The sequence below is a fragment of the Methyloversatilis sp. genome, assembly GCF_051861465.1.
In the GTDB taxonomy this organism is placed as follows: domain Bacteria; phylum Pseudomonadota; class Gammaproteobacteria; order Burkholderiales; family Rhodocyclaceae; genus Methyloversatilis.
The window spans coordinates 1-20,372 of the sequence record NZ_JBHYCQ010000005.1 but is presented as its reverse complement, the minus strand read 5'-3'; the positions used below and the strand labels follow the sequence as shown (position 1 = coordinate 20,372).

The following is a 20,372-nucleotide window of genomic DNA, read 5'->3' as shown; positions in this document are numbered from 1 at the left end:
CGTACCTGGATCAACGCACCGGCGGCGCCTTCAGATGCGAGAAGACATCTGTTACGCCGTGCTTGTCATACCACTCGAGTTGTCGCCGGATCGTATTCTCGAATCCGGTCTGCGCCTGCCATCCGAAGGCCGCCAACGTTTCGGACGCATCGAGCGCGACCACCGGGACATCGTCCGCTGCCGGCGGCACGACCGGTACTTCCATCGTGCCAAGGCCCAGGTAGGCGGATACCAGATCGAAGATCTCCTTGATGGAATGCGCCTCGCCGCTGGAAACGTTGAACACGCCTGTCGGCGCGTCCGTCTCGATGGCCCTGTCGCAGAAGGCCAGAAAGTCGGCCATGTCCAGAAAATCGCGTGACGTATCGGAGCAGAAGCACTTCTGACCCGCTTTCAGGCGCTTGTAGAAGGTCGGGATCGGGCCGATGGCCAGTCGCGGACCGGTCACGTTCGCGATGCGCAGCGACAGCGTCGGAACGCCCGACAGCAGCATGAACTGCTCGCCCGCCGTCTTGGTGATGCCGTAACTGGTGAAGGGCGCCGTCGGGTGCGACGCCGGTATCGGCAACGTCAGCGGCCTGCCGTAACAAAGCGCGGTCTGAAAGTTGATCAGGCGCGTCACCCCATGCGCCCTGGCCATCTGCGCCACGATGGCACTGCCCGTCACGTTGGTGTTCGCGTCCTCCACCCAGTCGTCCGGGTCCTTGTAGGCCGCTGCAGCGTGAATGACGACCTCGGGCCTGAAGGCAGCGAAACACTCGCTGACCAGCTCACGATCGGTGATCGAACCTTCCCGTACGGTGAGCCCCGCAACTTCGGGAACGACTTCTCGCTTGCCGGTCGCGAAGTTGTCGATCACGAAAATCTCGTGCCCCCGGGGCAGCCAGTGTTCGATCAGGTTCGAGCCGAGGCAGCCCGCACCGCCCGTGATCAGGATGCGCACGCGGCGGCCCTCACTTGCGGTCCTGCAGGCGGAGATGGGTGTATTCACCCAGCGTGCCGTGCTGCCTGTAATAGTCGATGGCAGCCGAGACAGTGTCCTGCAGCGGTGTGAATTCGAGGTCACCGAAATCTTCGAACGTGCGTGACGGGTCGAGCAGGATGGAGAAAACATCGTCCGGCCCCAATGCCTTGACCTCAGCCTTCGGCTTGCCTGGCACATCCATCGCCTTGACCACGGCGTCGTACAGTTCCTGAATCGCGATGTCGCTGCCTGACGAGAAGTGGTAAGCGCCATGGCCGACGCCATCGCACGCCTTCAGTACGACACGCGCCAGATCCTTCACGAACACGAAGTCTCGGCGCGCTTCGGTGACGAAACACTGTTTGCCGTCCTTCAGGCGCTGATAGAAGATCGGCAGCGGTCCGGCAACGTTACGCGGCCCCACCACGTTGGCGAGTCGGAAGGTCACGTAATCGACGCCGGACAGCTCGAGATAGAACTCGTTGGTCGTTTTCGTGATCGAGTAGCTGCTGCTACCGGGCAGGCGTGGGTGGTCAAGCCGGATCGGTTGCTGAAGCGGCTTCAGTCCGTAGCACAGCGCAGTCTGGAAATAGACAAAGCGCTTCACATCGAACTTGCGCGCCGCATCGACCATATTGGCGCCGCCCACGCAGTTGGTCAGCGTGTCGTTGTACCAGTCGTCAGGATCCTTGTAGGACGCTGCGGTGTGAACGATGGCATCGGGCTTCAGATCCGAAATCAGCTCATCGACCAGCGGTTTGTTGGCAATGGAGTCAATGATGACGGTCAGATTCGGATGATCGGCCAGATGTTCGCGACGACCCGTCGCAAGATTATCGATGGCCACCACGCGATCACCGCGTTCGAGCAGCATTTCGATCACGTGTGAGCCGATCTGACCCAGACCGCCGGTTACGAAGACTTTCATTGCATTTCCTTAAAGCTGATGAGTCGGTGCGGAATCAAGCGGCACGGGTGCCATGCGCTGCGGCAGAGGGCCGGGGTTGTCGAGTACGCTTCGTCTGACCCGGACCGATGTTCGCTCAACAGCGACAGCGTGACCCACTCTGGCGCCCGGGCTGGATTATCGACGAGAAGCGCGAGGCTTCAAACAACGGGGTGCTCCAGCATCACGCTGAGGATGGCCTCGCTCGCCCGGCCATCGCCGTAAGGCGCGGATCGCACTTTCGCCGTGACAGGCGCGCGGTAGGCTGCAACGATACGGGCATGATCGGCACCCACGAGCGTGTTCCAGCCGGAATCCACCGTTTCGACCCATTCGGTTTCGTTCCGCATGGTCAGGCACGGCACACCATAGAAGAACGCTTCCTTCTGGACTCCGCCGGAGTCGGTAAGAATCAGGCGGGCATCTTTTTCGAGTACAACCATGTCGAGGAAAGCAAGTGGCTCGGTCACGATCAGAGCCTCGAGGTGCCGCGACAGGCCGTGATCGGCGATGAGTCTGCGGGTGCGCGGATGAAGCGGCAGCACGACCGGAAGGTCCGCGGCAATCTCGCTGAGTGCAGACAGTATCTCCGCGAGACACGCCGGATCGTCCGTGTTTTCCGCGCGATGACAGGTCGCCAGCGCATAGGCGCCTGCCTTCAGTCCGAGCCTCTCCAGCATCGTGCCCTGACGTTTCGCACGATCCGCAAAATGCAGCGCCACGTCGTACATGACGTCACCGACCTTGTGGATGCCATACGTGATGCCTTCGGCCACCAGGTTATGCACGGCAGCGCGGGTCGGACAGAACAGCAGTGCGGACACCCGGTCGGTGAGGATGCGGTTGACCTCCTCCGGCATGCGCATGTTGAAGGAGCGCAGACCCGCTTCAACGGGGCAACGGGGATGTGCATCTTGGCGGCAGCCAGGGCACCGGCCAGCGTCGAATTCGTATCGCCATAGACGAGAAGCCAGTCAGGCTTCTCCCGTTCGAGCACCTGCTCGATCGCTTCAAGCATGCGTCCGGTCATCAAACCATGCGAGCCGCCCGCGATGCCGAGGTTGTACGCCGGTGGAGGGATGTCCAGTTCGTCGAAGAAGACGCGCGACATGTTGTGATCGAAGTGCTGCCCGGTATGGACAAGCACTTCCTCGACTGCCGATGCGTACTGGTTGCGAATCACCCTTGACACGGCGGCAGCCTTGATGAACTGCGGCCGCGCGCCCACGACCGTGACGATCTTCATTCAACTGCCTCGGCGAGCGCATTGACGATGGTCTTCTGCGTTGCCACCTCGATATAGGGATGCATCGGCAGGCTGAGCACGCGCCGGGCAACCGCTTCTGCATTCGACAGGTCACCCGCGATACGACAGCTCGCAGCATAGGCCGGCTGCCGATGCAGCGGCACAGGGTAGTGGACGGCCGTCGGTACGCCTGACGCCTTCAGCTTTTCCAGCACCGATTCGCGGTTCTCGACCTGAACCGTGTACTGACCCCACACACAGGTCCTGTCCGGGCGCACTGCAAGCTGCGTGACGGCAGCCAGCGGGGAGAGCAGATCGGCATAGCGCCGACCGGCCAGGATGCGTTGTTCGATTTCGTGGCTGAAGTTATCGAGTTTTGCCAGCACCACTGCGCACTGCAACGTATCCATCCGTCCGCCGACACCGACACGTGTGTGGTAATAGCGCCGCTCCTGCCCATGAACCCGTATCTCGCGCATTGCTCTGGCGAGGGCATCATCGTCGGTGAAGATCGCACCGCCGTCTCCGTAGCAACCCAGCGGCTTGCTCGGGAAAAAACTCGTGCAGCCTATGGTCGACAGGTTGCAAGTCGAGCGATTCCTGTAGGTTGCACCGAAGGATTGCGCTGCATCTTCAATGACGGGGATACCGCCATGGCGCGACGCAACCTCGTTGATGTCGTCCATGTCTGCAACCTGCCCGTACAGCGATACCGGGATGATGGCTCGCGTGCGCGACGTGATGGCTGACTCCAGCCGGTCGGCGTCGATGTTGCAGGTATCGGGCTCGACATCGACGAACACCGGTGTGGCGCCGACCAGGGCGATCACCTCGGCGGTCGACACGAAGGTAAACGGGGTCGTGATGACTTCGTCCCCGGGACCGACGCCGAGCGCCATCAAGGCGATCAACAGCGCTTCGGTACCTGATGAAACGGTGATGCAATGGCGGGCCGACGTGAAAGCCTCGAGACGTTCCTCGAGTTCGCGTACCTCGGGGCCCATGATGTACTGCCCGTGATCGAGTACCCGCTGGATCCTCTGGTCGATGGCCTGCTTGAGGTCCGCGTACTGCGCCTTGAGATCGATGAACTCTATTTTCGTCGTCATTGAGGAGTGCAAGTCGTATCGTCAATCATGTAGCGAGCCCCGCACGCACACGCGATGGCGCCCTTTCCGCGCAACTGAATGCCACATCGGCACATCCAGCCGCGACGTCTGGCCGGTACGCCGACCATCATTGCGTACGGTGGCACATCGGACTTCACGACGGCACCGGCGCCGATGAAGGCATGCTCACCGATCGTGCTTCCGCAGACTATCGTGCAGTTGGCACCGAGCGTGGCACCACGGCGAACCAGAGTCGGCCGGTACTGGTCCTTGCGCGTGATCGCGGAGCGTGGGTTGTATACGTTGGTGAACACCATGCTCGGGCCGCAGAACACGTCATCTTCCAGGCGCACCGCGTCGTAGACGGATACGTTGTTCTGGATCTTGACGTTGTTTCCGATGATGACGTCGTTACCGACGAACACATTCTGACCGAGCGAACAGCCGGTTCCGATCCGTGCGCCGGCGCAGACGTGGGCCCAATGCCAAATCCGGCTGCCACTGCCGATCTGTGCCCCGTCGTCGACAATGGCGGTCGGGTGAACAGTCAGTGTCATGTCAGCAATCGAGCGGAAGTGCCACGCGCTTGCCGTCGCGCGCGGACATATAGGCCGCAATCAATGTCTCCAGTGACTTCAGACCTTCCCGGCCATCCGTTTCCGGTGCCGCTTCGCCACGCAACACCTTGATAACATTCTCGTAGTAGAGCGGGTGACCGAAGCCGTATACCGACGTCGTCTCGTAGCTGGCCTGCTCGACCTTGAGGTCATCCTCATGCGGCTCGGAAAACGCCCAGTGCTGGATTTCATTCACCGCGACGCCACCCAGTCGAACGGTACCCTTTTCGCCGATGATGGTGATGCTGCCTTCGAGATTCTTGGGATAGGTCAACATCGTCACATTCATCGATCCAAGGGCGCCCGAGCGCCAGCGGACGCTGATCACACCGGTATCTTCGACCTCGATGTTCCGGGCCAATGTGGCCGTGTAGGCCTGGACGCTTTCGATCGGGCCGATCAACCAGTCGAGCAGATCGACGTAGTGGCTCGCCTGATTCATGAAGGCGCCGCCGTCGAACTCCCACGTTCCCCTCCACGCGGCGCTGTCGTAATAGGCTTGGGGACGCGTCCAGAAAACGTTCAGATTGACCATGTAGATGCGCCCGAACCTGCCTTGATCGATTGCCCGCTTCAACAACTGAATCGTGGCGTTTCGACGGTTCTGCTTGACCACGAACAACCGCACGTTCGCGTCATCGCACGCCTTCACCATACGCAAACCGTCCTGCCAGCGAGTGGCCATGGGCTTTTCGGTCATCACATGACGTGACGCAGCCGCGATCTCTATCGTCTCTTGTGCATGCAAGCCACTCGGGGTGGTCAGGACGAAGACGTCGGCGGACGCATCGGCGAGCATATCGCGCAGGCTCGCGTAGGGTTTGGCGCCTGTAAGCGCCGCTGCCGCATCAAGCGCCCTTGCGTCGACGTCGCACACACCAACCAGTTCGGCGTCGTCTGCATGCTGCGCAATCGCCGAAAAATGGTTCTGTGCAATGCGGCCGCAACCCAACAGCGCAAAACGGATCTTTCTATCGAGGATGGCGTCCGGGAAATGTCGCATCAGTTCGGATCATGTGAAAACAGCCTAAGAACGTTGTCGATTCCGTGTCACGCGACAACGAAACGGGCTGAAGGATACATTGACATGAGCATGCGCGGCAGGGTTGACAGATTACTCGGGATTGATTTTCCCCGGGCAGGCCTCAAAAAAACGCCGACCGAAGAAAGTAGGCAACCAGCCGGACTGGCCATGTGACAGCGATTGCCAGGTGCGCAAACTAAAAAAGCCAAACAGGTGTTTGGCTTTTTTTATATTGGTGGAGAGGAGGAGGATCGAACTCCCGACCTTCGCATTGCGAACGCGACGCTCTCCCAGCTGAGCTACCCCCCCAACGAGCGCGCAGTATAGTGCGCCTCAGGCGGCTTGTGAAGGAACGTGCGACGCAGAAATCGGTCGCACTGCTGCATGGAATCAAGTGACGGAGCAAACGATGGAATCGGACGAAACACGCGGGCAGGAACGCAGGCTTTTCATGCGCAACGGCATCGCACTGCTGGCGGCGGGGTCGGTACCGGCCTTGCTGTCAGGCTGCGCGACGGCCGGGCTGTATTCGAGGGTTGGCGATCACGATGCATCGGCGATCGCGACGGGTGATGAATGGGCTTACGACGAGCTCAACGGTTACAACCGCGAGCGCCAGGCGCAGATTCGCTACATTGCAGAGGCCGGGGCTTCGCCGGTGCTGCGGCTTGAAGTCGAGGGCAAGCCGCTGAGCGGCCTGCGCCACGACCAGCGCGAGGAATACGACGCGCCGTGGGTCGTTACGCGCGATTCGGTGTACGACTACGACAACCTGTACAACCCGCCGCTGCCGCTGCTGCCCGCGCTGCTCGAGCCGGGCGCACGCGAAAGCTGGCAGTCGATGGTGGTGCATGACCCGAAGTCGCGCGCCAGGCGCTGGCATGTGCAGATCGACGCCCTGCGCACCGAGTCGGTCACGGTGCCGGCAGGCACGTTCGAGGCGCTGAACGTGCGTCGACTGATCAAGTTCGAGCACCCGGATTTCTTCCGCAGCCACTCCGAGCGGGTCGAAAACCTGTGGTACGCGCCGGAGGTGAAACGCTGGGTGAAGCGCGAATGGCGCGGGCAGTACCTGCAGAAGATGCGCGCCCGCATGCCCTACTTTCGCGAAGACTGGATCGTCTGGGAACTGACGTCGTTCAGAGTGGCGTGATGCCCGCCCCGGCCAGCGCGCGCTTGAGCCGATCGTTCACCGCCGACCAGGGGCCGGCCTCCGGCGTCGCCTCGATCACGATCATCGCACCACCGCTGGCATCGGCTTCACGCAGGGCGGCGTACAGGCCGCGCGCGTAGCCCGCCGGGTCAACCGGCAGCATGCTCCAGTGGTGCGGACAATCTGCCATCGGCGGCTGGGAATGGGCAATCACTGCACAGCGGCGCCCGCTGTGGCGAAAGGCGTTCAGGAAATCGCGCAGGCGTTCGCCGGCGACTTTCTTCATTGGCGTGCGCGGAGCGTAATGCGCGGCCAGCGTGCCTGATGCGCGCGGTGCGCCCTGCCCGGCCGTGTCCGCAAGCGGGCGACCGATCACTGCTTCGATCTGTGCCGCCGATATCGCCCCCGGACGCAGGATGCGCGGCACCTCACCCGACAGATCGAGAATGGTCGATTCGATGCCGATTTCGCAGGCGCCACCGTCCAGCACGGTGATCGCGTCGCCGAATTCATCGCGGACATGCGCGGCGGTGGTCGGACTGATGCGGCCGTAGCGATTCGCCGACGGCGCAGCCACGCCGCTTCCGAAGGCGCGCAACAACTGCAGCGCGACGGGATGCGCCGGAACCCTCAGACCGACCGTGTCCTGCCCGCCGGTGACTTCTTCCGGTACATCGGCGTCGCGTTTCAGGATCAGCGTCAGCGGCCCGGGCCAGAACGCGTTTGCCAGCGCGATCGCTTCGCGCGGGATGTCGCGCGCCCAGGCGACCATCAGGGCAGTCTCCGGCAGGTGGACGATCAGCGGATGATCCGCCGGCCGGCCCTTCGCGGAGAAGATCCGGCGCACGGCATCGGGGTTCAGTGCATCGGCGCCCAGGCCATATACGGTTTCGGTCGGAAACGCGACGAGCTCGCCGGCCCGCAGCGATCGGGCCGCCGCGTCGATATCCGCATTGCCCGCCACCACGCGGCTCAATCCTCGATGCCGAGCGCTGAACGTGCGTTCATCGCCAGATCGATGACGGGCTCGCCGGACTCGCCGAGCACCGTGAAGTGCCCCATCTTGCGACCATGGCGCGCGTGGTGCTTGCGATACAGATGCAGCTTCAATCCGGGGACGCGCAGCAGGCGCGACCATCCAGGCTCGTGCGCATGGTGCGGATCACGCTCGTACCACAGGTCACCCAGGAGATTGACCATCACCGCACGCGAATGCTGTCGCGCGTCGCCCAGCGGCAGGCCGCACAGGATGCGCACCTGCTGCTCGAACTGGCTGGTGACGCACGCATCGATCGTGTAGTGACCGCTGTTGTGCGGTCGCGGTGCCATTTCGTTGACCAGCAGCCGGCCTTCCGAAATGAAGAATTCGACGCCGAGTACCCCGACGTAACCCAGTTCGGCGGCAATGCCGATCGCCATTTCAGTCGCTTCGGCGGCCAGCGCGCCGCTGATGCGCGCCGGCGCGATGCTCACGTCCAGGATGCCGTTGCGATGGCTGTTCTCGGCGATCGGAAAAGGTTCGACTCGGCCGGCCGAATCGCGGGCCAGCACGCAGGACACTTCCATGTCGAGCGTCAGCATCTTTTCCAGCACGCAGGCTTCGCCGCGGAAACTTTCGAACGCAGCCTTGGCTTCCGCCACGTTGGCCACCCGCGCCTGCCCCTTGCCGTCGTAACCGAAGCGCGCCACCTTCAGCACCGCCGGGAACAGCGCCGGATCGACCGACTCGATCTGCACAGCGCTGGTGACCGCGGCGAACGGCCCGACCGCGAAACCGCGATCCGACAGGAAAGTTTTTTCGGCGATGCGATTCTGCGCCACAGCCACGCACTCGGCGTTAGGACGGGTCGGGATGAATTTGGCGAGATGGTCCAGCGTGTCTGCCGGCACGTTCTCGAATTCGGTGGTCACCGCCGCACAGCCTTGCGCCAGTCGCTCCAGCGCATCCGCGTCGTCGTAGGCGGCACACAGGTGTTCATCGGCCGCCCGCCCGGCTGGACTGTTCCGGTCCGGATCGAGCACGATCACCCGATAACCCATCTCATGAGCGGCCAGTACGAAGAAGCGGCCAAGCTGACCGCCTCCCAGCATGCCCAGTGTCGCGGGAGGAAGAATCATGTGTTGCGACTCCGATGAAAGCGCTTCGTACCGGCATCGCCCATACCTGGCGGTGCATTGCCCGAAGTGGAATGAAATTCAACGAATACAAGAACCTGCACAACGAGAACCCATACGACGTCCGCAAGACAGGTTGCCGATGCCTGCCTGCAGCACCGAAACGCGTGCTCAGCCGTCAAGCTTCATGTCGAGCACGGTCTGGGTCTGCCGCGCGCGGAATGCATCGAGTGCCCGGGCAAGCGCTGCATCTTCGCCCGCCAGCAAGGCAATCGCAAACAGCGCCGCATTGGCCGCGCCCGCTTCGCCGATGGCGAAGGTGGCGACCGGAACGCCTTTCGGCATCTGTACGATCGACAGCAGCGAATCCATGCCGTTGAGTGCCTTCGATTGCACCGGCACCCCCAGTACAGGCACAGTGGTCTTCGCCGCCAGCATGCCCGGCAGATGCGCGGCGCCGCCGGCCCCGGCGATGATGGCGCGCAGGCCGCGCGCGCGCGCCTGCTCGGCATAGGTGAACAGCAGGTCCGGCGTGCGGTGCGCCGACACGACACGCGCCTCGAACGGCACGCCGAACTGCTCGAGCAACGCCGTTGCGGCACGCAGTGTGTCCCAGTCGGAATTCGACCCCATCACCACGCCAACCTGGGGCGCTCGCGCCGCTTCAGAAGCACTCATTGTCAAGGTCCTCCGGCAGCCCATGCCGCCCGGAAAAAGGTGCGAACTTTACACCTGCGCGGCAATAAATGAAAAAGCGAAGGGGCACCGGTTCCCCGATGCCCCTTCGCCCGCGCCAGGCTGCTTCAGCGATCAGTCCGGGCGGCGTGCCCGGTCTGTGCGGCCACCACCTGCGCCACCACGGTAACCGCCTTCGCGGCGCGGTGCGCCACCCGGCTTTGCACCCCAGCCGCCCGGACGTGCCGAGCTGCCCGGACGAGCACTGCGCGGTGCGGTGCTGCGCGGTTGTACGCGCGGCTCCAGGCCCGGAATGGTGTGCACCGGGATCACGTGGCGGATGAAGCGTTCGATCGTCTTGACGCGGCGCACGTCGTCGCCGGACGCCAGGCTGACCGCGATGCCGCTGCGGCCGGCACGACCCGTGCGGCCGATACGGTGCACATAGTCTTCCGCCGACTTCGGCAGGTCGAAATTGATCACGTGGCTGATACCGGCCACGTCGATGCCGCGCGCAGCGACATCGGTCGCCACCAGTACGCGCAGCGCACCGCGACGAAGATGACCCAGTGTGCGGTTGCGTTCGCCCTGATGCATGTCGCCATGCAGCGCAGCAGCGAGGAAACCGTTTTCGCCCAGCGTTTCGGCGATCTGGTCTGCATCGCGCTTGGTCGCGGTAAACACGATGGCCTGTTCGACGTCTTCACCGCGCAGCAGGTGGTCGAGCAGACGCTGCTTGTGGCCCATGCCGTCGGCGAACAGCAGGCGCTGTTCGATCTTTTCGTGCTGTGCTGCGGTGGCGACGATTTCGATACGCTGTGCATCGCGCGTCAGGCGCTCGGCCAGACGGCAGACACGCGGTTCGAAGGTGGCCGAGAACAGCAGCGTCTGGCGATTCTGCGGCAGGCGCTCGACGATCGCTTCGATATCTTCGATGAAACCCATGTCGAGCATGCGGTCGGCTTCGTCGAGCACCAGCATTTCGAGGCGGCCGAAATCAATGCGGCCGCTGTCCATCTGGTCGATCAGGCGGCCGGGCGTGGCGACCAGCACCTCGTACGGCTGGGCCAGCAGCTTGTTCTGCATGACATAGGATGTACCGCCTACCACGCTGACTGCCTTGGCGTAGCGCATGCCCTTGCCGTACTTGCGGCAGGCTTCGGTCACCTGGATCGCCAGTTCGCGGGTCGGGGTCAGCACCAGCACGCGGGGACCGCGCGCCTTGACCGAAGACTCCTGCATCAGGCGGTTCAGCGCCGGCCACATGAATGCGGCGGTCTTGCCCGAGCCGGTTTGCGACGACACCATCAGGTCACGGCCGGCCAGCGCAGCAGGCACTGCCTTCTGCTGAACGTCCGTGGGATTGGGGTAGCCGGCCTCGACGATTGCGCCAAGAAGGTTTTCGTTGAGACCGAGTTCTGAGAATTCCATGAGTTTTTTTCCACACGATGGCCACCGTCCGCGCTGCACGGGGCAGAACGGAGGGAGCGGGTTGGTCGGGCGAAATCCCGACGATCTATCGGCACTAACCGATCAACCACGCATGACCAAACAGGCGGGAGAAAAAGACAGGCCAGGGACGATAACTTGCTGTGCACGCACCGGAATCACCCGGAAGCCGATCGGAAATCGGCCGCTCTGCACTGAGGGCGGACTTTACAGACGCTCGCGTATGTTTGCAAGTGCTTTTTCGCATTGCAACATTTCACGTGACACATGTCAGCGCGAACACCCATCGTGCTGCATCCATCCTGCCCGGATTCGGGTAACAGACAGACAAACCAGACGCCAGGGTGCGTTCTCATTTGACTCGTACATCACGCGTGCAGCCGGCGCGTCGCAGGGCAAGGCGCACCGACGCCGCCTGACTGGCCGTCAGGCGAGGCGGTACAACGCGGCCATGTGGTGCGCGGGCTGCCCGTCCCGCGGGTTGCCCAAGGGCAAGGTGACGCACGAATCAAATAAGCACGGACCCTGGCACGATCGGCGAGCTTGCTGACATACTTCGGCGGGTTCGCCCCTTCCTCCGGATGACTTGATGAGCTCACTGACGGACGACTTTGATTTCGAAGCCGCCCTCGCTGCATGCGTAAAGGGCGAGCGCGGCGCCTTGCATCGCATATACCAGCTGGAGGGTGGCCGGCTGCTCGGTGTCGCACTGCGCATCGTGCGACGGCGCGACGTTGCCGAGGATGTCCTGCACGACGCCTTCGTTCGGATCTGGGAAAAGGCCGCGAGCTTCGACGCCAGCCGCGGTTCAGCGCGTGGCTGGATCTACAGCATCGTTCGCCACGGCGCGTTGAATCACATCCGGAACCATGCACGAGAAGTGTCGGTAGAGGCCACGCAGGAGGCCGTATTTGCAGATGAATCGGGCTCAAGTGCCGCGGATCCATACGAACAGGTGTTGCTGTCGTCCGAATCCGGGCAGCTGTACGACTGTCTCGGAAAACTTGATGACGCAAAGCGTTCAAGCATCCTGCTCGCTTATCTGGACGGTTGCACGCATACGGAAATCGCAAGTCGGATGAAGACGCCGCTGGGTACGGTCAAGGCCTGGATACGCCGCGGTCTGCAGGCACTGAAGGAGTGTCTGGCATGAATGAGCCCATGGACAACAATGAACTCGCCGGCCTCTATGTACTCGGCGTGCTGGATGATGATGAACGTGCGCAGGTGAGCCGGCAGATGACGACCGACCCCGCCCTCGCCCGCGCGGTGGCCTATTGGGAGGAACGCCTGCTTCCGCTGGCTGCCATGGTCGAACCGGAGGCACTGCCCCCGGCGCTGTGGTCGCGCATCGAACGCAGCATCGCACCGGTGGCGCGCACGAAGCCTGCCGTCGAGGCTTCGGCGTGGAGCCGTCTGTGGGACAACCTGGCCTTCTGGCGCTCCCTTGCGGCAACGGGATTTGCCGCCGCAACGATACTGGCGGTTGCTGGCCTGGCCGGTGCGCCACGCGATGACACGCCGCGCTACATGGTCGTGCTGGTGGCGCCCGACGACAAGGCACCGGGCTGGGTGATCCAGGCAAGCACCGAACAGTCGCTCAAACTCATCCCGCTGGGCAGCGGCGAAGTGCCTCCAGCCAAGGCTTTCCAGTTCTGGACCAAGGCAGACAAGTGGACGGGCCCGGTTTCGCTCGGGCTGGTTCAGCCGGGCCGCACGCTGGATGTGAGACTGGACAAGCTGCCACCACTGGAAAACAACCAGCTGTTCGAAATCACGCTGGAGCCGGAAAAGGGCTCGCCGATCGATCGTCCGACCGGTCCGATCCTTTACATCGGCCGCGCAGTCAAGGTGATGTAAAAACTTCGGGGCAAAAAAAAGGAGGCCGACGGACGCCGGCCTCCTTTTTTAATTCGTTGAATCAATGGCCTTTGGCGTGAACCTCGCGGGCACGTTCAACCAGCGCATCCAGCCCGAACTTCTTCAGTTTCAGATAAAGCGTGCTCTTGGCAATGCCGAGCGAGCGCGCGGCCAGCGCCATGTTTCCATGACTGCCGTCGATCGCGCTCAAAATGGCTTCGCGCTCGGCCTCTTCAAGACGCCGGCTATCACGCACTTCGCCGATGCCGAACATCTGCTGATCTCCGCCGTGCATCGGCATGTCGAACGGGCGAATGCCGCGAGCCTGCGGTTCATCGGTGTGGATGATCGCGCGCGGGCGTTCGCCGGTCAGCAGCATGGACTCCAGCACATTGCGCAATTCACGCACATTGCCAGGCCACGAGTAGGACGACAGGTCACCGAGGTCTGCCGCACTGAGTTGCGGTGCCGGCACACCATGATGCAGCGCGAGCTTTTCGAGCAGCGCACGCGACAGCACCGGGATGTCGCTCAGACGGTCGCGCAGCGGCGGGATGCGGATGCTGGTCACGGCGACGCGGTAATAAAGATCCATGCGGAATCGCCCATCCGTCACTTCCTTGCGCAGGTCGCGGTTGGTCGCGGTGATGAGCCGGAACTTGACCTTGCGCGGCGCATTCTCGCCGAGCCGGTAGATTTCGCCCTCTTCGAGCACGCGCAGCAGGTGCGGCTGCATGTCGAGCGGCATTTCACCCAATTCGTCCAGAAACAGCGTGCCGCCGTTTGCCGCTTCGATCTTGCCCATCATGCCGCCGCGTCGTGCACCGGTGAAAGACCCTTCCGCATAGCCGAACAGCTCAGTCGCCAGCAACTCGCGCGACAGGCCACCGCAATTGACGACGACGAACGGCGCCGACTTCGCGCTGCCGCAATCGTGAATACCTTTGGCAAAGACTTCCTTGCCGACCCAGGTTTCGCCGAGCAGCAGCACCGGCACATTTGATTTGGACAGCTGACGTGCGCGCTCCACCGATTCGACCAGCGCCGGATCCTTGCCCACAACACAGTCAAGTTTGCTCGGTTCCTGTGCCGCGCTTTCCGCCACCAGCGTCGCTGCGCTGCTGTGCGCTGCTCGAGGTCGGAAGATCGGAATGGTCAGCAAGGTACCGATGCGCTGGCCGTTGTCGAAGACGGGTTCCAGCCATTCCGGGGCGATCCACCCTTGCAGTCCGGCAGGCAGGCCGTCATCGGTGGCATGGCCGAGCGAGATCGAAGCGATATCCAGCCTGCGCGAGCCGATACGACCCACTGCGAGTTGATTGAGTGCTTCTTCGGCCCGTTCGTTGGTCTTGACCGGATTGCCGCGGCGATCGAAAACCACCACACCGTCGCCACTGGAATGCGTCAGTCGGTGCATGCAGCGCTCAAGCAGACGGAAACGGATACCCATTTCATGCTTGGCCAGACGTCCCTCGATCTTGCTGGCTGTCGCCACCACCAGCGCGAGGCTGTGACGGTTGTAGGTCTGGTGCAGTCCGGACACGTCGATCGCGCCAAGCACTGAACTGTCGTAAGGATCAAGAATGACGGTCGACGAGCAGGTCCAGCGCTTGATGCCAGCGCAGTAATGCTCGGCTGAGTGGATCTGAACCGGATGACGCACGGCGATTGCCGTGCCGATTGCGTTGGTGCCACAGGCTGTTTCGCTCCAGCTTGCGCCGGGCGTCATGTTCATGCTTTCGCCTTCTTCACGCGTCGCATGGTCGCCTTCGAGGCTGAGAATGGTACCGCTGTGGTCCGTAAGCACCATGATGGTGCCTGTTTCGGCCAGAAAATCACGCGCCATCGCCATGACAGGCGTGCTGGCGCTGAGCAGATCACCGTGCTTCTGCTGCAGGGAATAGAGCGAATTTTCGCTCAGGGGGGGCGGCGCCTGGTACTTGCTGGGATCAACATGCGCATTCAGACAACGGCGCCAGGAATCGTCGATCAGCCGGCGCAGCGCATCGGAGCTGCACTCCTCGCCGTTGAGCACACGCTCCCAGTGTTTCATGACGTCCCGGTCACGCTCGGGGCGGGAAAACATCTGGCTTTGATCGTCGTCCCTTACATCCATGGCCACCTCCTTTTTTGCACGGAGGCAGACGGATGCCCTGTACGCCACAACATTGCGTTGCGAAGCACCGGGTCCGACTCCTCCAGGACCCGCGTAGCGATGTACTTCGAGGTACACCGTCTCGCGGGCTGAATTTAAACGTGCTGCGCCGACGAAAGCGATTTCGCCGGAAGTACTGAAGCGATCCATACGCGCGCCGTGGCGGGCGATAAATCGCTGGTGTATCCGAAACTTACGTGAAGCTTACTCCTGCCACAACTCAAGCGCCACTGCCGTGGCTTCACCGCCACCGATGCACAAGCTTGCCACACCGCGACGGCCGCCTGCACGGCGCAGTGCACCAAGCAGGGTCACGATCAGGCGCGCTCCGGTTGCGCCGATCGGGTGCCCCATCGCGCAGGCACCACCGTGGGGGTTCACCTGATCCGCATCCAGACCGAGGTCACGGATCGCGGCGAGGGTCACCACTGCAAATGCTTCGTTGATTTCAAAAAGATCGACATCCGCCATCTTCCAGCCACTGCGTTCGACCGCACTCCGGATCGAAAACGCGGGAGCCATCGGGAAACGGCGCGGTTCACCCGCGTAGGACGCGTGGGCGACGATACGGGCAAGCGGTGTCAGACCGAGGGCCGCCGCACGCGAGGCGCGCATCATCAGCACGACGGCAGCACCATCCGAGATCGAACTCGAATTCGCGGCCGTGACAGTTCCATCCGCTTTGAACGCAGGCTTGAGTGCAGGAATCTTTTCCGGCTTGGCCGACTGCGGCTGCTCATCGCGCGAGATGACGGTCGGCGAAGCGCCGCGCCCTTTGCCGGCAACCGAGACCGGCGCGATTTCCCAGTCGAAGGCGCCGGTTGCGGTAGCGTCGCGCGAACGCGTCAGCGAGCGCAGCGCCCACGCATCCTGGTCCGCTCGGGAGAAACCGTATTCTTCGGCACATTGTTCGGCGAAGACACCCATCAACGAACCACGGTCGTTGTATGCGTCCTCAAGCCCGTCGAAGAACATGTGGTCGATGACCCGATCATGACCGAGCCTGTAGCCGCCGCGCGCACGCGCGAGCAGGTAGGGCGCATTGCTCATCGATTCCATGCCGCCCGCAGCAACGATGCCTGCGGAGCCGGCGACGATCGAATCATGTGCGAGCATCACCGCCTTCATGCCTGATCCGCACACCTTGCTGACCGTCGTGCAAGCGCACGAATACGGGAGACCGGCACCCAAGGCCGCCTGCCGGGCCGGCGCCTGTCCCAGACCCGCTGGCAGTACGCAGCCCATGTAGGCCTCGTCGATGTCTGCCGCATCGATGCCCGCCTGCTGCACCGCAGCAGCAAGCGCGATCGAACCCAGTTGCGGGGCGGTGAGGGACGACAATTCACCCAGGAAGCCGCCCAGTGGGGTGCGGCGAGCCGCAACGATGACAATAGGATCCTGGGCTGACTTCAATTCACGCTCCTGAAAGGGTTGCGCCAAACCATGTCACGGGAAATGCGCCGCTCGGTGCTGCTTTCCGCAACATCCCGGCGCACGTTCGAGGCCCCGCATCGAAAATCGAGGTCACAAAGTGGATTTCCCGCGCATCGACGACGGTGTCGCACGATGCTTCCATGTGTTCGATATTAGGACGCACCAAATTCGGACAGTCAAGCCCACACGTTGCGCAGGCTGAGCACTTCGTCAATGGACCGTGGATCTTCCATGCAGGAAAGGTCGCCGATGGGTCGCCCGATGTAGGCACTGCGAAGCACCCTGCGCAGCACCTTGCCGTTGCGCATTTTCGGAATCTGTCCGAGGACATGTATACGTGCCGGACGAAAAGGTTTTCCCAGCAAACGTGCCACGTGATCGGACAGTTCGGACTCCCATACACTCCAGCCCGTATCGGAATCGGTACGCGCGTCATGCAGGCGGACGAAGCACACAACGGCTTCCCCCTTCACGGCGTCGGGAACGCCCACCGCAACCGCTTCGGCGACCAGCGGGTGCGACACGAGCGCCGATTCGAACTCGATCGGGCCGAGTCGCTTGCCGGCCACGCGGATCGTGTCATCGCTGCGACCATGCACGAACCAGTAGCCATCGCTGTCCATGCTGGCCCAATCGCCATGCAGCCAGGCATCCGGGAGGCGCGACCAATAGGTTTCCTCGTAGCGCGCACAGTCCTTCCAGAAACCGCGCGCCATGCCGGGCCATGGCTGTCGAACAATCAGTTCGCCGACACTCCCGCGGACCGGCCGCCCCGCGGCATCGACAATGTCTGCCGCCATGCCGGGCACCGGGCCATTGAACCCGCATGCCACCTGGGGCAAGCCCGGGAAGCAGGTCAGTATTCCGCCGCCGACTTCCGTCCCGCCTGAATAGTTGATGATGGGCCGCCTGCGCTTACCGACGGTTTCGAACAACCACAGCCAGGGCGTTTCATTCCATGCCTCGCCGGTCGAACCGAATACCTTCAGCGTATCGAGCATGCCGGGCGGAGGTACCGCGTCGTGACTGCCCATGAGACTGCGCACGAGACTGGGCGAAAAACCAAGGTGCGTCACACCGTGAGCCTTGACGACGCGCCAAAGCCGACCGGGATCGGGATGGTCAGGGGGCGCTTCGCACAACACGATGGTGCTGCCCAGCATCAGGCCGCCGAACACCATCCACGGCCCCATCAGCCAGCCCATGTCGGTCACCCACATCAGGGTGTCGTCGGCCTTCAGATCAAACGCCATCGCGAGATCCTGCGCTGCCTTGACCGGAAATCCGGCGTGGGTATGAATGACAGCCCGCGGTTGTCCTGCCGTGCCCGAGGTGTAGATCAGCAGCAGGGTCTGATCAGGTGGAAAGCTCTGCGCACCCGCAGCGTGGGGCGGGAGCGACTTCAGTGTTTCGTAGCCAAGTACGTCAAAGTCGAGGGCCTCCTGGTCGCATCGAAGTGCGGCGGGCGACGACTTCCGTTCCACCACGATGACATGGCGGATCGACGTGCATTGAGACGCAGCGCTCAACGCATCGGAGAGCATGCGTACCGGCTGGCCGCGCCGGTCATGGCTGTTCGCACAGATCAGCGCCGTAGCCCCCGCATCCACCAGACATCTGGCTACGGCATCGGACGAAAGGCCTGAAAAAAGCGGGACCGACACGACCCCTATGCTGGCTGCAGCAAGCATGACCACTGCAGCTTCCGGAATCATAGGAAGGTAGATTGCAAGGCGGTCGCCCGCGCGCATGCCGATGGCAAGCAGTCCGGACGCAACACGGGCCACTTCATCGGCAAGATCACCGTAACTCAGGCTGCGGCATTCTCCCGCATCACCTTCCCAACGGATCGCGATCTTTTCGCTGCGTCGCCTCGCATGCTTGCCGACGAGATTGTCGACCAGATCCAGTCGGCCGCCGACGAACCAGTCCGGCCACATGATTCCACCCGACAGATCGAGCGTCTGCCGATACGGGACCAGCCATTCCAGCCCGATGTCCTGCAACACCCGATCCCAGAACGTGGCGGGATCGCGTTCTGCATCTTCCTGCAATTGATCCAGCGTTCCATATCCATGACGTTCGATGAACAGGGCAAGCCGGGTACCCTTCCATTCGTAATCAGAGGGCGTGAATACCTTCATTGTTGAACCTTGTGACCGTGAAATCACGCAAACGTGGGTTCCTGCTCACGTCTTGATCTCCGCCGGACATGAGAAAAAAGCCCGACCCCGCTGAATGCGGGGGCGGGCGAACATGCCGGGAGGAGGTACCAGCAATACTTGCAAAAGAACTTACTTGCCGGTTGCGACTTCTTCCAGCACGTTGAGCGACACGTCGGTTTCCTTGACGCCGGCCGGATTGGACTTCATGTTCGACGACCAGTTGGTGGCATGACCACGCTTGACGTCGATGATGTGTCCGATCACGGGCATGACCGCCTTGTAGCCGTCATCGCCGATGTCAGGCCGGTTCTGGAAGATGAACATCTTCCAGAACTCGCCCTTGCGGTCTTCCGCGTAGCCCAGATACGGGCGCGGGAAATCGACTTCCATGTACACCACCTTCTTGCTGTAGGGGTGTTCCGGGGGCGGGATGCCTTCAACGACATAGACTTCACGCGGCTCCCAGCCGATGTCCGGCGCCGGGTTGAAGTGCGGCGGAATGTCGATGCCGATGCGCGGGAAGCGCTTGGCCGGCTCGGTGTAGGGCTGCTTCACGTCCACGCTGATTTCCGGGCTGTGTGCGATGGCCAGCACCCAGCGCTTCTCGATCAGCTTGTTCGACACATACTTGGTCGGGGCGGCATCCCAGATGTCCCAGTCGTCATACAGCTGGTCGGTACCACCGATCGGGTCCATCCACGCGCCGCCCGACAGGCGACGCACGCGACGCACCGACTTCAGGTAGGCGTAGGAGTCATCCGGCACCTTCGAGTCAGCCTGGTTGTAGCGAACCGAGAACAGGCCCAGACCGCGGATGTCCTGCGGGTAGGTCGCCACGAAGTAGGTCTTCTGCGAAATGTCGCCCTTGCCCACGGTGACCGGGCCGCCGTCAAGACGCCCTTCCATGTAGTAACGACGCGACTGGAAGGCCTGCACCCGCTCGTAACCCTTCTTCGCATCCAGGAAGGCCCAGGCGATGTCGCGCAGGTCCATCGTGGCGCCGTAGGTGGCGGCACGCAGGTTCCAGATCACCTTGTCGCCGGCATGCGGGTCGTCCATCTTGATGGTTTCCGGCGGGAACAGCATGCCGGCTTCCCATCCCGACACCGTACGGTCAGCCGGGTTGAACTTGACGTTGTTGATGTTCTTCTTCGACCATTCAACGTACTTCGGATCCATCTCGATCTTCTTCGAGTTCGCGAGCTTGATGGTCGTGTTGTAGTTCTTGATCATCCACTCGAGCTTCTCCGGGACCATGCTGGCGATGGTCTTGTTCTCGAAGGTGTCGTTCTTGATGCTGTCGTAGTTTTCCTTGTTGATCACGAAGCCTGCGGGAAGCTCCTTCGCGAAGGCCGGGCTCGCGCCCAATCCGATCGCGAGGGTGATTGCGCCTGCGACGCCTGTTCGCAGCGCACTGCGACGTAACGTCTGGTTGCCTTGGTTTTGCATCGTCTCCTACT

The 20,372-nt window shown here is 62.5% G+C and carries 17 protein-coding genes, 1 tRNA gene and 1 pseudogene; 3 read left to right on the top strand and 16 right to left on the bottom strand.

Features of this window, described 5'->3' with window-relative positions; genetic code table 11:
• Positions 1–10: 10 nt before the first annotated feature.
• From ACTIFF_RS08230 to ACTIFF_RS08195, 8 genes and pseudogenes are all read right to left on the bottom strand, one after another.
• A complete protein-coding gene (locus ACTIFF_RS08230; protein ID WP_439536396.1) occupies positions 11–943 on the bottom strand; it encodes an NAD-dependent epimerase/dehydratase family protein in 933 nt (310 codons plus the stop codon).
• Between the two features lie 10 nt (positions 944–953).
• Complete coding sequence (locus ACTIFF_RS08225) at positions 954–1,892, bottom strand: NAD-dependent epimerase/dehydratase family protein (protein ID WP_439536395.1); 939 nt, start codon at positions 1,890–1,892, stop codon at positions 954–956.
• Positions 1,893–2,071: 179 nt separating this feature from the next.
• Entirely contained in the window at positions 2,072–2,776 is a 705-nt protein-coding gene (locus ACTIFF_RS08220; protein ID WP_439536394.1) for a UDP-N-acetyl glucosamine 2-epimerase, read from the bottom strand.
• 89 nt (positions 2,777–2,865) lie between these two features.
• Positions 2,866–3,021: pseudogene (locus tag ACTIFF_RS08215) on the bottom strand (UDP-N-acetylglucosamine 2-epimerase); the annotation flags it as partial.
• A 131-nt stretch (positions 3,022–3,152) separates the two neighbouring features.
• Positions 3,153–4,265 (bottom strand): DegT/DnrJ/EryC1/StrS family aminotransferase, encoded by a 1,113-nt coding sequence (locus ACTIFF_RS08210; protein WP_439536393.1) that lies wholly within the window; start codon positions 4,263–4,265, stop codon positions 3,153–3,155.
• The gene (locus tag ACTIFF_RS08205) at positions 4,262–4,822 is read right to left on the bottom strand and encodes an acyltransferase (protein ID WP_439536392.1); all 561 of its coding nucleotides are present in this window, start codon (positions 4,820–4,822) and stop codon (positions 4,262–4,264) included. Before ACTIFF_RS08205 ends, ACTIFF_RS08210 begins: the two co-directional genes overlap by 4 nt.
• Position 4,823: 1 nt before the next feature.
• Positions 4,824–5,885 (bottom strand): Gfo/Idh/MocA family protein, encoded by a 1,062-nt coding sequence (locus ACTIFF_RS08200; RefSeq protein ID WP_439536391.1) that lies wholly within the window; start codon positions 5,883–5,885, stop codon positions 4,824–4,826.
• Between the two features lie 254 nt (positions 5,886–6,139).
• A tRNA-Ala gene (locus ACTIFF_RS08195) sits at positions 6,140–6,215 on the bottom strand.
• Positions 6,216–6,315: 100 nt separating this feature from the next.
• Here ACTIFF_RS08195 and ACTIFF_RS08190 point away from each other — a divergent pair.
• On the top strand, positions 6,316–7,059 hold the full coding sequence (locus ACTIFF_RS08190; RefSeq protein WP_439536390.1) for a DUF3108 domain-containing protein: 744 nt from the start codon (positions 6,316–6,318) through the stop codon (positions 7,057–7,059).
• On the opposite strand, the gene ACTIFF_RS08185 is transcribed toward ACTIFF_RS08190, so the two are convergent.
• The 4 genes from ACTIFF_RS08185 to ACTIFF_RS08170 all read right to left on the bottom strand — a co-directional run bounded on the left by ACTIFF_RS08185 (position 7,046) and on the right by ACTIFF_RS08170 (position 11,280).
• The gene (locus tag ACTIFF_RS08185; protein ID WP_439536389.1) at positions 7,046–8,026 is read right to left on the bottom strand and encodes an L-threonylcarbamoyladenylate synthase; all 981 of its coding nucleotides are present in this window, start codon (positions 8,024–8,026) and stop codon (positions 7,046–7,048) included. The genes ACTIFF_RS08190 and ACTIFF_RS08185 overlap by 14 nt on opposite strands.
• 5 nt (positions 8,027–8,031) lie before the next feature.
• Positions 8,032–9,177: a 5-(carboxyamino)imidazole ribonucleotide synthase gene (locus ACTIFF_RS08180; RefSeq protein ID WP_439536388.1), complete on the bottom strand. Its 1,146-nt coding sequence runs from the start codon at positions 9,175–9,177 to the stop codon at positions 8,032–8,034.
• Between the two features lie 168 nt (positions 9,178–9,345).
• Entirely contained in the window at positions 9,346–9,852 is a 507-nt protein-coding gene (gene purE / locus ACTIFF_RS08175) for a 5-(carboxyamino)imidazole ribonucleotide mutase (RefSeq protein ID WP_439536387.1), read from the bottom strand.
• Between the two features lie 132 nt (positions 9,853–9,984).
• Positions 9,985–11,280, bottom strand: coding sequence for a DEAD/DEAH box helicase (locus ACTIFF_RS08170; RefSeq protein WP_439536386.1), 1,296 nt, complete (start codon positions 11,278–11,280; stop codon positions 9,985–9,987).
• 607 nt (positions 11,281–11,887) lie between these two features.
• Between ACTIFF_RS08170 and ACTIFF_RS08165 the strand changes: the two genes are divergently transcribed.
• Together ACTIFF_RS08165 and ACTIFF_RS08160 are read left to right on the top strand one after the other, a co-directional pair.
• Complete coding sequence (locus ACTIFF_RS08165) at positions 11,888–12,451, top strand: sigma-70 family RNA polymerase sigma factor (RefSeq protein WP_439536385.1); 564 nt, start codon at positions 11,888–11,890, stop codon at positions 12,449–12,451.
• Positions 12,448–13,158: an anti-sigma factor gene (locus ACTIFF_RS08160; RefSeq protein WP_439536384.1), complete on the top strand. Its 711-nt coding sequence runs from the start codon at positions 12,448–12,450 to the stop codon at positions 13,156–13,158. The genes ACTIFF_RS08165 and ACTIFF_RS08160 overlap by 4 nt, the downstream gene beginning before the upstream one ends.
• Before the next feature lie 61 nt (positions 13,159–13,219).
• On the opposite strand, the gene ACTIFF_RS08155 is transcribed toward ACTIFF_RS08160, so the two are convergent.
• From ACTIFF_RS08155 to ACTIFF_RS08140, 4 genes are all read right to left on the bottom strand, one after another.
• Positions 13,220–15,274 (bottom strand): sigma-54-dependent Fis family transcriptional regulator, encoded by a 2,055-nt coding sequence (locus tag ACTIFF_RS08155; protein WP_439536383.1) that lies wholly within the window; start codon positions 15,272–15,274, stop codon positions 13,220–13,222.
• Positions 15,275–15,517: 243 nt separating this feature from the next.
• Positions 15,518–16,753, bottom strand: coding sequence for an acetyl-CoA C-acyltransferase (locus tag ACTIFF_RS08150; RefSeq protein ID WP_439536382.1), 1,236 nt, complete (start codon positions 16,751–16,753; stop codon positions 15,518–15,520).
• A 170-nt stretch (positions 16,754–16,923) separates the two neighbouring features.
• Positions 16,924–18,891, bottom strand: coding sequence for an AMP-binding protein (locus tag ACTIFF_RS08145; RefSeq protein ID WP_439536381.1), 1,968 nt, complete (start codon positions 18,889–18,891; stop codon positions 16,924–16,926).
• 150 nt (positions 18,892–19,041) lie between these two features.
• The gene (locus ACTIFF_RS08140; RefSeq protein ID WP_439536380.1) at positions 19,042–20,235 is read right to left on the bottom strand and encodes a DUF1329 domain-containing protein; all 1,194 of its coding nucleotides are present in this window, start codon (positions 20,233–20,235) and stop codon (positions 19,042–19,044) included.
• Positions 20,236–20,372: the final 137 nt, after the last annotated feature.

Bases quoted from the DNA above. Each gene is read 5' to 3' on its own strand.
- ACTIFF_RS08165 (WP_439536385.1), top strand. From the start codon at position 11,888: ATGAGCTCACTGACGGACGACTTTGATTTCGAAGCCGCCCTCGCTGCA.
- purE (WP_439536387.1), bottom strand. From the start codon at position 9,852: ATGAGTGCTTCTGAAGCGGCGCGAGCGCCCCAGGTTGGCGTGGTGATG.
- ACTIFF_RS08205 (WP_439536392.1), bottom strand. From the start codon at position 4,822: ATGACACTGACTGTTCACCCGACCGCCATTGTCGACGACGGGGCACAG.
- ACTIFF_RS08145 (WP_439536381.1), bottom strand. From the start codon at position 18,891: ATGAAGGTATTCACGCCCTCTGATTACGAATGGAAGGGTACCCGGCTT.
- ACTIFF_RS08180 (WP_439536388.1), bottom strand. From the start codon at position 9,177: ATGATTCTTCCTCCCGCGACACTGGGCATGCTGGGAGGCGGTCAGCTT.
- ACTIFF_RS08190 (WP_439536390.1), top strand. From the start codon at position 6,316: ATGGAATCGGACGAAACACGCGGGCAGGAACGCAGGCTTTTCATGCGC.
- ACTIFF_RS08220 (WP_439536394.1), bottom strand. From the start codon at position 2,776: ATGCGCATGCCGGAGGAGGTCAACCGCATCCTCACCGACCGGGTGTCC.
- ACTIFF_RS08160 (WP_439536384.1), top strand. From the start codon at position 12,448: ATGAATGAGCCCATGGACAACAATGAACTCGCCGGCCTCTATGTACTC.
- ACTIFF_RS08155 (WP_439536383.1), bottom strand. From the start codon at position 15,274: ATGGATGTAAGGGACGACGATCAAAGCCAGATGTTTTCCCGCCCCGAG.
- ACTIFF_RS08170 (WP_439536386.1), bottom strand. From the start codon at position 11,280: ATGGAATTCTCAGAACTCGGTCTCAACGAAAACCTTCTTGGCGCAATC.
- ACTIFF_RS08200 (WP_439536391.1), bottom strand. From the start codon at position 5,885: ATGCGACATTTCCCGGACGCCATCCTCGATAGAAAGATCCGTTTTGCG.
- ACTIFF_RS08225 (WP_439536395.1), bottom strand. From the start codon at position 1,892: ATGAAAGTCTTCGTAACCGGCGGTCTGGGTCAGATCGGCTCACACGTG.
- ACTIFF_RS08210 (WP_439536393.1), bottom strand. From the start codon at position 4,265: ATGACGACGAAAATAGAGTTCATCGATCTCAAGGCGCAGTACGCGGAC.